The sequence below is a fragment of the Amycolatopsis ultiminotia genome, from assembly GCF_039536925.1.
In the GTDB taxonomy this organism is placed as follows: Bacteria; Actinomycetota; Actinomycetes; order Mycobacteriales; family Pseudonocardiaceae; genus Amycolatopsis; species Amycolatopsis ultiminotia.
On the sequence record NZ_BAAAZN010000021.1, the window covers coordinates 84,719 to 99,267 of the forward strand.

At 70.3% G+C, this 14,549-nt stretch carries 13 protein-coding genes; 5 read left to right on the top strand and 8 right to left on the bottom strand.

Annotated features, from left to right (window positions below):
- Positions 1–105 precede the first annotated feature (105 nt).
- From ABD793_RS35155 to ABD793_RS35165, 3 genes are read right to left on the bottom strand one after another with little or no spacing between them, the layout of a single operon-like run.
- Positions 106–1,980, bottom strand: a complete 1,875-nt coding sequence (locus ABD793_RS35155; protein ID WP_344867651.1) for a propionyl-CoA synthetase — start codon at positions 1,978–1,980, stop codon at positions 106–108.
- Between the two features lie 54 nt (positions 1,981–2,034).
- Entirely contained in the window at positions 2,035–2,406 is a 372-nt protein-coding gene (locus ABD793_RS35160; RefSeq protein ID WP_344867653.1) for a hypothetical protein, read from the bottom strand.
- Positions 2,390–4,123, bottom strand: coding sequence for a hypothetical protein (locus ABD793_RS35165; RefSeq protein WP_344867655.1), 1,734 nt, complete (start codon positions 4,121–4,123; stop codon positions 2,390–2,392). The genes ABD793_RS35160 and ABD793_RS35165 overlap by 17 nt, the downstream gene beginning before the upstream one ends.
- Positions 4,124–4,476: 353 nt before the next feature.
- On the opposite strand from ABD793_RS35165, the gene ABD793_RS35170 reads away from it, so the two are divergent.
- Positions 4,477–6,198: a protein kinase domain-containing protein gene (locus ABD793_RS35170; protein ID WP_344867657.1), complete on the top strand. Its 1,722-nt coding sequence runs from the start codon at positions 4,477–4,479 to the stop codon at positions 6,196–6,198.
- Here the strand turns inward: ABD793_RS35170 and ABD793_RS35175 are convergent.
- Positions 6,187–6,762 (bottom strand): class I SAM-dependent methyltransferase, encoded by a 576-nt coding sequence (locus ABD793_RS35175; RefSeq protein ID WP_344867659.1) that lies wholly within the window; start codon positions 6,760–6,762, stop codon positions 6,187–6,189. The genes ABD793_RS35170 and ABD793_RS35175 overlap by 12 nt on opposite strands.
- Before the next feature lie 82 nt (positions 6,763–6,844).
- On the opposite strand from ABD793_RS35175, the gene ABD793_RS35180 reads away from it, so the two are divergent.
- Complete coding sequence (locus ABD793_RS35180) at positions 6,845–7,597, top strand: AraC family transcriptional regulator (RefSeq protein ID WP_344867770.1); 753 nt, start codon at positions 6,845–6,847, stop codon at positions 7,595–7,597.
- On the opposite strand, the gene ABD793_RS35185 is transcribed toward ABD793_RS35180, so the two are convergent.
- Entirely contained in the window at positions 7,548–9,116 is a 1,569-nt protein-coding gene (locus ABD793_RS35185; protein WP_344867661.1) for a dolichyl-phosphate-mannose--protein mannosyltransferase, read from the bottom strand. The two genes, ABD793_RS35180 and ABD793_RS35185, sit on opposite strands and share 50 nt — an antisense overlap.
- 61 nt (positions 9,117–9,177) lie before the next feature.
- Between ABD793_RS35185 and rsmI the strand changes: the two genes are divergently transcribed.
- The gene (rsmI, locus tag ABD793_RS35190) at positions 9,178–10,017 is read left to right on the top strand and encodes a 16S rRNA (cytidine(1402)-2'-O)-methyltransferase (RefSeq protein ID WP_344867663.1); all 840 of its coding nucleotides are present in this window, start codon (positions 9,178–9,180) and stop codon (positions 10,015–10,017) included.
- On the opposite strand, the gene ABD793_RS35195 is transcribed toward rsmI, so the two are convergent.
- Complete coding sequence (locus ABD793_RS35195) at positions 9,987–10,589, bottom strand: QsdR family transcriptional regulator (protein WP_344867665.1); 603 nt, start codon at positions 10,587–10,589, stop codon at positions 9,987–9,989. The two genes, rsmI and ABD793_RS35195, sit on opposite strands and share 31 nt — an antisense overlap.
- 78 nt (positions 10,590–10,667) lie before the next feature.
- Here ABD793_RS35195 and ABD793_RS35200 point away from each other — a divergent pair, with 78 nt between their 5' ends.
- The gene (locus ABD793_RS35200; RefSeq protein ID WP_344867667.1) at positions 10,668–11,627 is read left to right on the top strand and encodes a quinone oxidoreductase family protein; all 960 of its coding nucleotides are present in this window, start codon (positions 10,668–10,670) and stop codon (positions 11,625–11,627) included.
- Between the two features lie 24 nt (positions 11,628–11,651).
- On the opposite strand, the gene ABD793_RS35205 is transcribed toward ABD793_RS35200, so the two are convergent.
- Positions 11,652–13,037, bottom strand: a complete 1,386-nt coding sequence (locus tag ABD793_RS35205; protein ID WP_344867669.1) for a serine hydrolase domain-containing protein — start codon at positions 13,035–13,037, stop codon at positions 11,652–11,654.
- Between the two features lie 93 nt (positions 13,038–13,130).
- Between ABD793_RS35205 and ABD793_RS35210 the strand changes: the two genes are divergently transcribed.
- Positions 13,131–13,823, top strand: coding sequence for a TetR/AcrR family transcriptional regulator (locus ABD793_RS35210; RefSeq protein ID WP_344867671.1), 693 nt, complete (start codon positions 13,131–13,133; stop codon positions 13,821–13,823).
- A 46-nt stretch (positions 13,824–13,869) separates the two neighbouring features.
- Here ABD793_RS35210 and ABD793_RS35215 read toward each other — a convergent pair whose 3' ends face one another.
- The gene (locus ABD793_RS35215) at positions 13,870–14,484 is read right to left on the bottom strand and encodes a glycoside hydrolase family 25 protein (RefSeq protein ID WP_344867673.1); all 615 of its coding nucleotides are present in this window, start codon (positions 14,482–14,484) and stop codon (positions 13,870–13,872) included.
- Positions 14,485–14,549 lie beyond the last annotated feature (65 nt).

Consider the following 14,549-nt stretch of genomic DNA (forward strand, 5'->3'; position numbering starts at 1 on the left):
AACGCTAAAAGGTATAGACCACTTGCGGGGGATGGGACAACAGCCGAACGGACGGGTTCCCGTTCACCGGGCCGGTCCGCTCGACGGGCCGGTGCACGGTGGCGGTCAGGGCCGCAGCACCGTGCGCAGTGCGTCCAGCACCCCGGGATCCTCGATGGTCGACGGGATCGGCTCGTCGCGGCCGTCGGCGATGCCGCGCATGGTCTTGCGCAGGATTTTCCCCGAGCGGGTCTTCGGCAACGCGGCGACCACGGACACGTCGCGGAACGCCGCCACCGGGCCGATGTCGCGGCGGACCAAGGCCACCAGCTCGTCCCGCAGCCGGTCCTCCGGCACGTCCACGCCTGCCTTCAACACCACGAATCCGCGCGGGACCTGGCCTTTCAGCTGATCTGCCACGCCGATCACCGCGCATTCCGCCACCGCCGGGTGCGCGGCCAGCACCGCCTCCATCGATCCGGTCGACAGCCGGTGCCCGGCCACGTTGATCACGTCGTCGGTGCGGCCCATCACGAACAGGTAGCCGTCCTCGTCGAGGTACCCGGAGTCACCGGTGAGGTAGTAGCCCGGATAGCGGGACAGGTACGCCTCGCGGTACCGCTCGTCGTCGCCCCACAGCGTGGGCAGCGAACCGGGCGGCAGCGGCAGCTTCAGCGCGATCGCGCCCTCCTGCCCGGCGCTGAGCTCATCGCCTGCCTGCCCGAGGATGCGCACGTCCCAGCCCGGCACCGGTTTCGTCGCCGAACCGGGTTTGGCCGGCAGCGGTTCCAGCCCACGCGGGTTCGCCGCGATCGGCCAGCCGGTTTCGGTCTGCCACCAGTGGTCGACCACCGGCGTGCCGAGGATTTCGTGCGCCCAGCGGTACGTTTCCGGGTCGAGCCGCTCGCCGGCGAGGAACAGCGTACGGAACTCGCCAAGGTCGTACTTCTTCAGCTCGGCCGCGTCCGGGTCGACCTTCTTCACCGCGCGCAACGCCGTCGGCGCGGTGAACAGCGCCTGCACCCGGTGCTCGGCGAGCACCCGCCAGAACGCGCCGGCATCCGGGGTGCCGACGGGTTTTCCTTCGTACAGCACGGTTGTTGCGCCCACGAGCAGCGGTGCGTAGACGATGTAGGAGTGCCCGACGACCCAGCCCACGTCGGAGGCGGTCCACCACACGTCGCCGGCGTGGACGTCGTAGATCGCGCCCATCGACCAGGCGAGTGCGACCGCGTGGCCGCCGGTGTCGCGTACCACGCCCTTCGGCTTCCCGGTGGTGCCGGACGTGTAGAGGATGTACAGCGGATCGGTTGCCCGCACCGGAACCGGGTCCACCGGTTCGGCGTCCTCCACCAGATCGATCCAGTCGAGATCGGTACCGGACAGCTCCGCGGCCGCTGCCTCGCGCTGGAACACCACCACGTGCTCCGGCTGGTGTTCGGTGAGCGCGAGTGCGGCGTCGACGATCGGCTTGTACTCGACGACCCGCGTCGGCTCGATCCCGCACGACGCGGCGAGGATCAGCTTTGGCTTCGCGTCCTCGATCCGTGCGGCCAGTTCCTTCGGCGCGAACCCGCCGAACACCACCGAATGCACCGCGCCGATCCGCGCGCAGGCGAGCATTGCCACCACGGCCTCGGGAATCATCGGCAGGTAGAGGATCACGCGATCGCCGCGTGTGACGCCCAGTGCCGCCAGCGCCCCGGCGAAGGTCGCGACTTCGTCCCGCAGCTCGCGGTAGGTGTAGCGGCGCTGCTGCCCGGTGACCGGCGAATCCCAGATCAGCGCGGGTTGTTCGCCGCGGCCGCCGTCGGCGTGCCGGTCCAGCGCGTTGTGCGCGGTGTTCAGCTCCCCGTCGGGAAACCAGCGGTAGAACGGCTCGTGTGCGGAATCCAGCGCCCTGGTGGGTGGCTTGGTCCAGTCGATCGCGCGTGCGGCCTCGAGCCAGAACTGCTCCGGATCGTCCAGGCTGCGCCGGTAGCTTTCCTCGTAAGCGCCCACGATGCCTCCTTCGGCTTCGCCCTCATGATGGCGCCGGTTCACCGGTCCCGCAGGTCAGTTCGGCCACAGCTTCGTGATCTGCTCGGAGATCCGGACGGTCAGCCCGGCGAACTCGGCAGCCCCGCCGAGCAGCTTCTTGACCTTCTCCCATCGGCTGACCGGCACGGCCGGATGCACCCCGTCCGGATCGTCCGCGGCGGCGACCAGCTCTTCGAGGCTGTCCTCGACCACCGCTTGCCTGGCGATTTCCCGGGCACGGACGAGAGCGAGGAGTTCGTCGACGAGCCTGCGCAGTTCGGCCGCAGGCACTGTGCCCTCGGGCGGGCCGCTGGTCCCGCCGGCGACGTCGCCGTGCACGACCCCGCCGAAGATCATCGGCCCGTTGTTCGGACCGGAGATGCTGATGTGGTTACCCGAGTCGGTCACGGTTGGCTCCCGTCGTGGTGGCCGCGGGCGCGGACCGGCCGCGGACGTCGCCGTGCACGGTCCCGCCGAAGATCAGCGGGGCGTTGTTGCTGCCCTCGATCGTCACATGGTTACCGGTGACCACGTTGATCTGCCGCTCGAACGCGACGCTGGAAAGGCCGTGCTCCCGCAGTACCTCGATCACGGCCGGCACCAGACGGCTTTCCAGCAGCTGCGGGTAACGCTGCGCGTCGACGGCCTGGAAGTAGTCGCGCGGCCGGGACATTGCGGCCAGTTCGCGCAGCGTCCGTGCGGTTCCGTAGCGGTCCGGGTTGAGGTGGAAACCGTCGAAGGGCAGCGGGAGCAGCATCCGGCAGGCGTTCACGAGCCTGCCGAACGCGGTTCCCGGCAGCAGTAGCCAGCGGAGCAGCCCCTCGCCGACCGGGCGCAGTCCGTTGTCCACCATCTTGTCGACGTTGCGGTACTCCTGCGCGATGGGCGGGAGCACACACGGCGTCGACTCCAGGTAGAGCGCGTTCCGGTCGATCGCCGCGTGCAGGAACGCCGAGACGACCAGCTCCCGGTCCCAGGTCTCCAGTTCCAGGCACAGGTAGTACCGCGACCACTCGCGGGGCTGGTGGAAGATCCGGTTGGCCTCGTCGTCGCGGAGGTAGGCCTCCGGCGCCAGGTCGAGGCGCTGCAGGTAGGCCGTCGCCGCCGGCAGGTGCAGGTGGTCGATGAGCTTTTCGGCGGGGACGAACGCCGCGCCGGCGATCAGCAGCCCGCGGAGGCGTTGATCGGGGGACAGGTCGCCGGTCTCGCGCAGATCTGCCATCTTGTCCGCGACGCTGTGGTAGAGCCGCTGCACGGTCAGCGGTTCCTCGGTCTCGGCGGTGCCGTCCGGCTCCAGCGGAATCGTCATCGACCACGGGGTGGTGCTTTCCCCCGCGCCCACGAACGGGTTCGTGCCGCGGAAGACGATCACCGGCATCCGCGCGTCCGGCGCGGAGGCCCGCCTGCCCAGCCGGTGGCGTTCGAGTTCCTGCCGGAATCGTTGCGGGGCAAGCGAAAGGGACATCCGATCCGCGGGCGGCGGGCCCACCTGGCCGGGCATGCGTGCCGCTCGGCCGAAGTACCTCGTGGTGACGTGCCAGACCGCCAGCCGGTCCGCGACCAGGATGACCAGCATGAGCAGGCAGCACAGCAGTGCGATCAGCCACGCCGCGCTGAACAGGGTTGCCGGCCCGGAGCTGTCGTAGTAGTCGGCGTAGCCGCGAGGCGTGGACAGGAGACCGAACGTGACCGCCCCGAACCCGGCGAACGCGAACAGGCCGAGTACCGCCGCCGCGAAGACGAGGACGCCGACCTTGACCAGTCTGATCAGCCGGTCCAGCCGGCTGCCCTTCCGGTTCCTCAGCCAGCTTCGCACGGCGTACCCGGCGGCGGCGGTGGCGAGCCAGCCCGCGGTCATCCCGGTCAGTGAGCCGAAGAAGAGGAAGATCAGGCCGAGCACGACGAGCGCGCCGTCGCGGTACTTGCGCCGGGTCCGCGCCGCGAGCGCCTCGGTGAGCACGGTGGCGGTGTCGATGCCGGGGGAGGGCGGGATCTGCCGGGTCGGCTCGACCAGGAACTCCCGGACGGCGTTCTCCGCGAACTCGCGGTCGAGGTGCGCGCCCGCGGCCAGGTAGCGGGTGCTGTCGTCGAGGGCGGTCGTGGAGTGCGGGGCGGGCTGGGTCACACCGAAGCTCCGAACGGTCAGGGACGGGGTTTTCGATCAGCACGGGGCGGCTCGGCGGCAGGTTCGGTGCTCGAGCGGGCACCGAAAGTAGCATGAACTGGATCACCTCCGGGTGAAAACGGACGAAATCCGGTGCCCGGCGAAAACCGCTCCGGTGACCGTTGCCGGGCAGCTCGAGACACGATTCGGCACGGCCGGTCGGTGGCCGGCGCACCGGCCGTGCGGCCCGCTGCCGACCCGGCAGGGGATCCGACCCGGCAACCCCCGCGAACCCCGGTGCGTCCTAAGCTGGGCCGAGGGGATCGGCCGCATGGCGGTACTCCGGCGGCACCGAGAGTGAGGGGGCACAGGCGGTGACGGGATTCGCGAGCGCGCTGCTCTCGTTCGCGCACACCCTGTTCGGACCGGGTTTCTGCCCTGGCGACTGGGTGTGGGCGACGACCACAGCGGGTGCGCTCGTCGCGCTCTTTCCCGCGCTGGGCGCACTGATCGTCGCGCTTGTCCGGAAGGGGACCGGCAACCGCTACGACGCCACCACACTCACCGTGTTCGGCCTGATCGGTGTGGTCAGCGTGCTGGTGCTGCCGTGGCTGCTGTCCAACGGCATCTCCGAGACCTTCCGGGCGGCCGCCACCGGCGGGCACACCGGGCTTTCCAGCAGCGAGACGCAGACGCTGAGCCAGGACTACTGCTCGTTCGTCGGGGTGCAGAAGACCTACCTCGGCAGTGGTTCGAACATCTACGAGACGCTGTTCTACCCGAGCGGCATCAAGCTTTCCTACGCGTTGTACCTGCTGGCCTTCACCGTGCTGCCGCTCGGCTCGCTGCTGTTCGTGATGCTGCAGGCGCGCACCGCGTTCCGGCGCGGCCCGAAGTGGCCGTCCCGGTTCTTCTGGATCCCGTTCGTGGTGATGGCGGTGACCAGCGTCGGTATGACGGCCAACGCCGCGGTGCACTTCTGGCTCGGCTTCCTGCCGTTCAGCGTGCTCGGGCTGATCCCGGTGGCGCTCGTCGGGCCGCCGTCCTGGTCGGTGATCAACCGGCCGGAGCCGCGCCGCGACCAGCCGCCCGCCGCGCCGCCGCAGGCGCCGCCACGGCACGATCCGCTGCCCCTGCCACCGGTGAACAAGCCGTACCCGGCCACCGCGCTCGCCCCGGAACCGCCGCCGCCTGCAGCGGGCATGCTTGCGGGTGCGCCGGGGCCGATCCCGCCGCCGCCCGGCTCCCGCGGGGCGGGCAGCAGCCGCTACCGGCGAACCCGCAGGCTCGGCCACGGTGGCTTCGGCACCGTGTGGGAAGCCGTCGACACCCAGCTCAACCGGACAGTGGCGTTGAAGATCGCGCATGCGCCGGACCGGGACACCGAGGAGCGCATGCAGCGTGAGGCGCGGGCGCTGGCCGTGGTGAACCACCCGAACTGCGTGCGGGTCTACGACCTGGCCGAGGAACCGGACGGGCTCGCGCTGGTGATGGAGTACCTGGAGGGCCGCCCGCTCGCCGATGTGGTCGACGGACAGGGACCGCTCGACGACGTCGCGGCCGGACGGCTGTGGGCCACCATGGCGGGCGCGCTCGTCGCAGCGCACGAGAAGGGCGTGCTGCACCGCGACATCAAGCCGTCGAACGTGATCCTCGATCCGGAGGGGCTGGCGCACCTGATCGACTTCGGCATCGCGCGCAGTCAGGGCGATGCGAAGATGACCGCCACCGGCATGATGATCGGCACTCCCGATTTCGTCGCACCGGAGCAGGCAATGGGCGCGCCGGCGAGTCCCGCGTCGGATGCCTGGCAGCTCGCCGCCACGGTCAGCTACGCGCTGGCCGGACAGCCGCCGCGCGGTACCCGCGAGACGCCGATGGCCGCGCTGATGGCGGCCGCTCGCGCCGATCCGGTGTCGCACCTGCCGCGCCGCTCCTCGCACGCCCGGATCCTTGCCGCGTCACTCGACCCGGAGCCGCGCCGCCGTCCGACGCTCAACGCCGTGCGGCGCGAGGTGGAGGGCTGGCTCGGCCGGGCAGGGAAATCGCCGGACGGCCCGGTCACCCAGATCGTGCCGCGCCGCTCACCCCGCTGACGGCTTCACCCCGGAGAACTCCACCTGCTTTTTCGGCTGGTGGCGTACGTCGACCTGCTCGAACCCCGCGGTGCCCAGCCGGGCGGGCAGCGCCGCGGCGTCGAGCACGTTCATCGTGTCGCCGAGGTGCAGCAGGCGGAACCCGAAGCTGAGCTGGCTGTCCACGCCTGCGTAGCTCCCGCCCGGCCGCAGTACCCGGGCCGCCTCGGAGAAAATGGCGTCCTGCAAGGCAATCGTCGGTACGTGGTGCAGCATCGTGAAGCACACGACGGCGGAGAACCGGCCGGACTCGAACGGCATTTCCGCGCCGCTGCCTTCGACCACGTCGGCGCGCTCGCCGAACTTCTGCTGCAGCAACCGGGTGGACGCCGGGTCGATCTCCAGCACGGTCAGCCGCGGTACGGCCTCGAGCAGCACCCGCGTGGTGGCGCCGAATCCGGGGCCGATCTCCAGCACGTCGTCGCCAAGATCGAACCGTGCCAGCCATTCCGGCAGCTTTTCGGCCACCGCCGCCGCCCACTTCTCCGAACTGCAGAGCTTGCGGTGCATGAGGTTCATCGGCATGCCCTCGACGCTAGGCCGCCCCGCGGGTGACCGGAAGGCGATAGGCTGTCAATTCGTGTTCTATTACGGTCACTCCGGTGCGATGCTGATCGGCGATCTCCCGTTGCCTGCCGGTGCCTGGTTCCCGTGGCACGACCATCCGGTCCACCAGCTGGTCTGGTCGGCCCGCGGGATCGCCGCGGTCACCGTGGACGACGCGCACTGGGTGCTGCCGCCGACCCGCGCGCTCTGGCTGCCCGCGGGCGTCTGGCACCGCACCGGCACGATCGGCCACGCCGATCTGCGCGGCATCTACGCCGCTCCGGACCGCTGCCCGGTTGACTGGCGGCAGCCGCGGCTGGTGGCCGTGCGGCCACTGCTGCGGGAACTGCTGGAGTACCTGTCCGCAGGAGGCCTTGCCGAGGAACCGCGCCGGCGCGCCGAGGCGGTCGCGTTCGATCTGCTTGACCCGCTGGAGGTCACCACGATCGTGGTGCCCGCGCCGTCCGATCCGCGGGCCCGTGACGTGGCTGCCGAGGTGCTCGCCGATCCGGCCGACGGCCGTGGGCTGGCCGAACTGGGCCGTGCGGTCGGAGCGAGTGAGCGGACGCTGGCCCGCGCGTTCGTGCGGGACTGCCGGATGACCTTCGGCACCTGGCGCACCCAGGTGCGGTTGCGCGCGGCCCTGCCGTTGCTGGCCGCGGGGCTGCCGATGACCACGGTCGCGCACCGCGTGGGATACGCGACGGCGAGCGCGTTCGTGGCCGCGTTCCGTCGTGCGGTCGGCGTACCGCCCGGTGCCTACTTCAGCGCCACGACGGCAGCCACATCTCCGCCTGCCAGTGGTCGTTCGTGATCGGGACACCGTTGAGAATCGGCCACAGCCAGGCGAAGTTGGCGACCACGAGTCCGGTGTAGAGCGCGACGACGAGCAGACCGGTGCCCCTGCGTTCGAGCCCGCGTCTCGCACTGCCGAGGATCTGGCCGAGCACCAGCACCAGCCCGAGGGTCAGGAACGGCGCCATCGGGGTGGCGTAGAAGAAGTACATCTGCCGGTCGATGTTGGTGAACCAGGGCAGGTAGCCGGCGAAGTAGCCGGCGAGCACCGCGACGTAACGCCAGTCGGCGCGGAAGAACGAGCGCCACAGTGCCCAGCCGAGCACCGGCGCGGCCAGCCACCACATCGCGGGCGTGCCGATCAGCATGGTCGCGCCGATGCAGCGGGACTCGCCGCAGCCGGTGACCGTGCCGTCGTAGTAGTAGAGCATCGGGCGCAGGCCCATCGGCCAGGTCCACGGCTTCGACTCCCACGGATGCGGATTGTCCTTGGGGGTCAGCAGGGTTTCGTGGAAGTGCAGCACGTTGCCGGTGTAGTCGCCGAGTGAGCGCAGCGCGGGCGGGATCCAGCCGAACAGGCCGGGGTCGATGTTCTTGATCTCGGTGTAGTGCCGGTCGGTGGCGGTCTCGCTGGCGAACCAGGCCCAGAACGAGGCCAGATACATCAGCAGCGGCACGGCCACGATCGCCCACAGCGCGGGCAGCACGTCGCGGCGGATGGTGCCGAGCCACGGCCGCGGCACGCCCGCCGCACGCCGGGCCGCGACGTCGAAGAACACGGTGAGCAGGCCGTATCCGGCGATGTAGTAGAGCGCCGACCATTTGACGCCGAAGGTCACGCCGATCATCAGCCCGGTGGCGAAGCGCCACCAGCGGAAGCCGAGTTTCGGGCCCCACTGCGATTCGTCCGCCCAGCCCTCGCGCACCGCCACCGCGAGCCGTTGCCGCACCTGGTCGCGGTCGCACAGCACGCACGCGAACGCGGCGAGCACGAACAGCGCGATGAAGATGTCGAGCATGCCCATGCGGGACTGCAGGTGCAGCACGCCGTCGCAGATCACCAGCACGCCGGCGATGCCGCCGAGCAGCGTCGAACGGGTCAGCCGCCGCGCGATGCGCACGGTGAGCAGCACGATCAGGGTGCCCGCGATCGCGGGCATCACCCGCCAGCCCCATGCGTTGTAGCCGAACAGCCACTCGCCGAACGCGATGAAGTCCTTGGCCAGCGGCGGATGGACGATCAGCTCGTAACCGGCGTTGTCCTCGTACCCGCCGTTGCGCAGCATCTGCGCGGCCTGCGGCACGTAGTGCTTCTCGTCGAAGACCGGCGCGCCCTTGTCGGTGGCCAGCCCGAGGTTCTGCAGCCGCACGACGGCGGCGATCGCGGTGAGCACCAGCGTGACGACCCAGCCGCGGAGCCGGTCGGTCGGCATTCCCCTGCCGAGCAGGGTGGCCTCACGGTCGGTCGGGGGACGGAGCGCGTCGACCGGGTCCGGCCGCGCACTGTCGTCGTCGGCACGGGTCAACAGCGCGGTCACGGGGCCCGATACTACGGGCTGCGGAGGTGGCCGAGGGCAGTGGCGGGATTAGGCTGGCGGCATGCTCTCCTCGCCCGGCAGGCTCGTGCTCGCCGCCACCCCGCTCGGCGATCCGGGGGACGCCTCCGCCCGCCTGGTCGAGGCGCTGGGTTCGGCCGAGGTGATCGCCGCGGAGGACACCCGCCGGCTGCGCACGCTGGCCGCTTCGCTCGGCGTGTCCCCGGCGGGCCGGGTGGTGAGCTTCTACGAGGACGTCGAGACCGCCCGGCTGCCGAAGCTGCTCGAATCCTTGCGTGCCGGGGAAAACGTCCTGCTCGTCACGGATGCCGGAATGCCGAGCGTGTCGGACCCCGGCTTCCGGCTGGTGGCCGCCTGCGTGGCCGAGGACGTGCCGGTCACCTGCCTGCCGGGGCCGTCCGCGGTGACCACGGCGCTGGCGTTGTCCGGATTGCCCTGCGATCGCTTCTGCTTCGAGGGTTTCGCGCCGCGCAAGCCCGGCGAACGTTCGAAGTGGCTGGCGGAGCTGGCCACCGAACGCCGGACCGCGGTGTTCTTCGAGTCACCGCACCGGATCGCGGCCACGCTCGCCGACGCCGCCGGCGCGCTCGGCGGGCAGCGCCGCGCCGCGGTGTGCCGGGAACTGACCAAGACGTACGAAGAAGTCAAACGCGGCACCCTCGCTTCGCTGGCGGAGTGGGCAGCCGACGGCGTACGCGGCGAGATCACCGTGGTGCTGGCGGGTGCGGTGCCGCCCGAGGTGCGCATTGCCGATCTGGTCGGCGAAGTCAGTGCACGCGTCGCGGACGGGGAACGGCTGAAGGTCGCGGCCGGTGCGGTCGCCGAGGCGGCCGGAGTGTCCAAAAAGGAGCTTTACGACGCGGTTGTCGCGTCGCGGAAGTGATCGTTCAGCAGCATCCGCACCGCGACGTGCGCCTTGTCCGCGTCCGGTTCCTCGCCGGTGATCGCGTCGGTGTAGATGAACGATTCGCCGACGCGGACCAGCAGGTACGCCAGATCGGCCACGGGCAGTGGCGTCCTGAGCCTGCCCGCGTCGACCTCGTCGGCGAGCAGTGCGCGCAGTGCGTCGATCGTGCGTGACTGCACCAGGCTGGCTTTCGTGGTCAGCAGCCGCAGTGCGCGTTCCGGTTCACGGCGGAGGAAGGTGCGGAACGGGGCCGAAGCGTTGACCGTGCGCACGAACGTGCCGATCGCGTCCGCGATGCCCTCGCTGCCGCGCCCGGCGAACGACACGTTGCCGAGCACTGCCGAGGTTTCCGCCCACAGGATTTCGCCGAGCAGGTGGTCGCGGCTGCCGATCCAGCGGTGCAGCGTGGCCCGGCTGACGCCCAGTTCGGTGGCGAGTTCCCGCATGTCGATGCGCCGGCAGTCGAGGAACCGGCCGCGGGCGAGCCGGAACGCCGCGACGGCGTCGGGGCGCGGTGTACGGGAGACGAACGGTGTGTCGATGGTCAAGACGTTATCACGGAGTGTTGCATTGGTGAGACGTCTGGCAGAATGTCTCATCAGCCGAGTCATGAGGAGGTCCGCGAGATGCGTGCTGTGCAGGTGACCGAGTTCGGGGGACCGGAGGTGCTGATCCCGGCCGAGCTGGCCGATCCGGTGCCCGGCCCCGGCCAGGTGCTGATCGAGGTCGACCGGATCGGGGTGAACTACGCGGACACGCACCAGGCGGAGAACTCCTACCTGGCACCGAGCAAGCTGCCGCTCGTACCGGGTGGCGAGGTGGTCGGGCACACGTCCGAGGGACGCCGGGTGGTCGCGCTGCTCGGCGACGGCGGCGGCTACGCCGAGCGCGCGGTGGCCGCGCAGGCGATGGCCTTCCCGGTGCCGGACGGCGTCGACGATCTCAACGCGTTGTCCATGCTGGTCCAGGGCGCGACCGCGTGGATCCTGCTGCGCAAGAACACGCACCTCGAGCCGGGTGAGTCGGTGGTCGTGCACGCGGCGGCAGGCGGGGTCGGTTCGATTGCCGTGCAGCTGGCCAAGGCGTGGGGCGCAGGTCGCGTGATCGCCACCGCGAGCAGCGAACAGAAGCGGAACCTCGCACTCGAACTCGGTGCCGACGTGGCCGTGGACTCCCGCGCGGAGAACATGACCGACACCCTGCGCGAGGCCAACGGCGGCAAGCGGGTGGACATCGTCCTGGACATGGTCGGCGGCACCACCACGGACCAGAGCATTGCCGCGCTCGCTCCGTTCGGCAGGCTCGCCTTCTACGGTATGGCCGGACGGGAGCAGCCGAAGCCGATCGAGCTGCGCAACCTGCTCGGCCACAGCACCACGGTCACCGGCATGTGGCTGCCGCATGCTTTCCGGCTGCCGGGCGAGGTCTACGGCACCGCGCTGACCGAGCTGTTCGACCTGGTGCGCGAAGGCAGGCTGCGGGCCATCGCGGGCGGCGAACACGCACTGGCCGACGCCCGAGCTGCCCACGAGGCGCTCCGTTCCCGCGGCACGGTCGGCAAACTGCTGCTCGACCCGCGCAAGTAGCCGCCGCGCGGCGGGCCGTCCGAATCAGCCGTGATCCAGTGCTCCGAGCAGGGTGCGGGTGACGGCTTCGCCGTTCTGGGCGAGGCCCTTGGCCGGGATGGTGCCGCCGCAGACGAGGAGGTTGCACTGCCGGTTGGGTGCGATGTCGCGCAGCAGCACGCGCGGATCGGCGTAGTTGGCGGGGTTGATGTCGAAATCCTGCGGCGGAGAAACGAAGGGGCCGGGATCGGGAAGGTGCCGGTCCTGCACGCCGCGCAGGAGGATGCGGAAGAAGTTGTAGTACAGGTCGGACCCGGCCGGGCTGGCGCTGACCAGGCCGGGCAGGTTGGTGGTCGTGTCGCCGAGCAGGCCGGTCCAGGTCACGGTCAGGTTGAGGCTGGGGATCATGAAGTTGTTCTGCTGGAACGCGCCGACCATCGCGTAGAGATCGCGCGGTGCGCTCGGAATCATCGGATGCCGGACGGTCTGGGCATCCGGGAAGTTGGCGCTGGTGCAGGGTTGTCCGGCGTTCGTCCAGAAGAGCAGCCCGTAGCAGCCGTTGGTCCGGCTGGGTTCGGCGACCTGGCGCACGTATCCGGCAGGGACGACCTGGCGGCCGTTCCAGCTGCCGTTGTTCTGCATGAGCAATCCGAGCTTGGCGAACTGTGCCGGGGGCAGGAACAGGTTGGCGTAGCCGTAGGTGTTGCCGGAACGGTCGCGCAGCCAGAAGTAACTCGAGCGCGGAATACCGATCGGATCGAACAGCCGCTGCTGGGCGTAGTCCTGCAAATCCTCGCCGACGGCGCGTTGCACGACGTACGCGAGCAGGTCGGGATCGCGCTGGCTGTATTCGAAATGCGTACCGGCGCGGTGGTTGAGCGGCTGGGCGAGGGCTTCCTGCGCGACATCGGGATCGGTGCCGAGCGTGGCGGCCTCGGCGATGATGGCCTCGTCGATCCCGGCGGTTTCGGTGAGCAGGTCGTGGATGGTGATGGCGCGATGCGCGGCGTCGCCCCAGCCGGGGCCGGTGGGCAGGTACTTGCCGATCGGATCGGTCAGGACCAGCTTGTGCTCGTCGGCGGCGATCCCGGTCAGCATCGAGAGAACGGACTTCGTCGAGCTCCACACGTTCCACGGCACCTGGTCGGTGACCGGGTCCAGCGGACCGGCCGCGACCCGGCAGTTGTTCCGGAAAATCTGCACCGAGCTGCGCAGATGCGTACTGGCGTATGCCACGGCCTGCTGCACCGCGCCCGGGTCGAGTGCTTCCTGTTCCGGCGAGGCCGGCGAGACGCCGGCGGAGTCCGGCAGCGCACAGTGCTTCGACGGGCCCGGTGGCGCCGGCGTGGCGGTCGCGGTGCCGCCCAGTGCGGCGACGGCTGCCAAGGTGAGGACGCCGGCGATCAGGGGTCGCAAACGTGTCCGATGCATCGTGACGCTCCACTCTGAGCAGGACAGTGCCGAAACGGCTTTACCGAGGAGTAAAGATCTAGCACGGTTTTACCGTGTAGTAAAGTTCTGGGGGTGCCTGCCGAGCGTGTCGATCCGGCTTCCGGGAAGCCGGTGTCCGAAGCTGCCGGCGGCGCGCGGCAGAGCACCGCGGCGCGGCCCTCCGATGAGCAGTTGCTCGAGGCCGCGTGCCGGGCGTTCGCCGAGTTCGGGCTGCTCGGGACCTCCATGGATGTGCTGGCCAAGCGTGCGAATACGACCAAGCCGACGCTGTACGCCCATTTCGGGAGCAAAGACGAACTGTACGAGGCGTGCCTGCGCCGCGAGGCCGCCAAGCTCACGCAGCAGCTGTTCACCACCTACGAGCAGGCGGCGGCACTTCCGGCCGGACAGCAAATCCACGCCGGTATGCGGGCGTTTTTCGACTACGCGGCCGAACGACCCGACGGATTCCGGCTCCTGTTCGACGATCAGACCCGCGGCAACGTGGGTGCGGTCCGGTCGGATCTCCTGAACGCGATCACCGAACGCGTCTCGGGGCGGGTGCGTGCCGTCGCCGTCCGGCACGGCGGCGCCACCCCGACGGTCAGCGCCGACCTGCTGGCCGCCATGGTCGTCGGCATCGCCGTGCACGGCATCCGCCACGCCCTCCGGTGCGGCTCGATCGACCTGGCGCAGCCAGGAGAACTGGCCTCTTCCCTGGCCAGTGCGGGCATGCGCCACCTCGACCCCGAACTCATGAAAACCCTCGACGAGGCGGACAGCTGATCTCCGGGAACCGGCGCGGCGACTCCGGCGACCGCCGAAACGCCGCTCAGAGCAGCAGGTCGGAGAGGGCGAACGGATACACCACCGCGTCCTGCGCGACCGAGCCGCCGATACCGGGCACGTCCGGACCGTAGCTGTGCTGGTGTACCCCGAGCCGCGCGTGGAACCAGCCGGGACGGCCGGGGATGCCGTTGTGCCGCACCAGCCAGAGCACGACCTCGGGATCCGCCCAGCGGTCCGGGCGCAGCCGGTTCGCCCAGCAGTCGTGCCCGGCGTACACGAGCACCCGGCGGATCCGCGCAGCATGCCGTACGTGCTTGATCCACGCCTTCACGAACCGGTCGTCCACGCTCTGCGCGTCCACCTCCAGCGCCGGCGCGAGCGAACCCGGTGCGAACGCCCCGAGCTTGCTCGCCGTGCGCACGAAGTGGTCGGCCTGGTCGTGCACCGCGCCGGGACGGGCGTAGTGCCGGGCGCCGGTGTGCAGACCGGCCTCCTGTGCGGCGTTCAGCATCCGCTCCGCGCCGGGGTCGCTCCAGTTCACGTTCTCGCTGACGGTCACGGACGCGAACCGCATGTCGGCACCGCGCACCGCGGCCCAGTCGAGCACGTGCTCACGATGGGTGAGCGTGAGTCCGCGCTCGGTCTCCGGTTCGGTCACTTCGCGCCCCTGACAAGCCCCACGACGGGTGAAAGGCCACCTTAGGCCCCTGCTCGGGGCACAAG

Coding starts and splice junctions, on each gene's coding strand:
- ABD793_RS35175 (WP_344867659.1), bottom strand. CDS start 6,762: ATGCCGATGAACCTCATGCACCGCAAGCTCTGCAGTTCGGAGAAGTGG.
- ABD793_RS35180 (WP_344867770.1), top strand. CDS start 6,845: ATGCTGATCGGCGATCTCCCGTTGCCTGCCGGTGCCTGGTTCCCGTGG.
- rsmI (WP_344867663.1), top strand. CDS start 9,178: ATGCTCTCCTCGCCCGGCAGGCTCGTGCTCGCCGCCACCCCGCTCGGC.
- ABD793_RS35200 (WP_344867667.1), top strand. CDS start 10,668: ATGCGTGCTGTGCAGGTGACCGAGTTCGGGGGACCGGAGGTGCTGATC.
- ABD793_RS35205 (WP_344867669.1), bottom strand. CDS start 13,037: ATGCATCGGACACGTTTGCGACCCCTGATCGCCGGCGTCCTCACCTTG.